1 protein-coding gene is annotated in these 328 nt (G+C 47.3%); it reads left to right on the top strand.

Going from position 1 to position 328, the window contains the following annotated elements; all coding sequences use genetic code 11:
- The first annotated feature begins 175 nt into the window (after positions 1 to 175).
- Positions 176 to 310, top strand: a complete 135-nt coding sequence (locus FS736_RS25330; protein WP_144481529.1) for an amidohydrolase — start codon at positions 176 to 178, stop codon at positions 308 to 310.
- The last annotated feature ends 18 nt before the right edge of the window (positions 311 to 328 follow it).

Consider the following 328-nt stretch of genomic DNA (forward strand, 5'->3'; position numbering starts at 1 on the left):
CCTTGGGGAGAAGGTTGGAGGGAATGAAAGGGAGGGAATTGGGTGTAGGGATGGAGGTAATATGAGGGAGGTGGTTGGAAGGATTGAGCCTTATATCAAGATAGGGGGTGATAATGTGGTGGGGGAGAGTGTTGGGTTGAGGGAAGGTGCAGGTTGAGGAGAGGGAGAGGAAGGGTTGGTAAAGGGAGGAAAAGGTGTTGCTGTGACAGCTTTAGAATTATTTACAGACGAGGAAGTATTGAGAGATATGAAAGGTGAGTTGGAGGTGAGGAAAGGAGTGGAAGACAAAGAACAAGGTGTTTGGTTATAGTTGGGCAGTATTGAAAGA

The organism is Cytobacillus oceanisediminis 2691, from assembly GCF_007678455.1.
Classification (GTDB): Bacteria; Bacillota; Bacilli; order Bacillales; family Cytobacillaceae; genus Mesobacillus; species Mesobacillus oceanisediminis_A.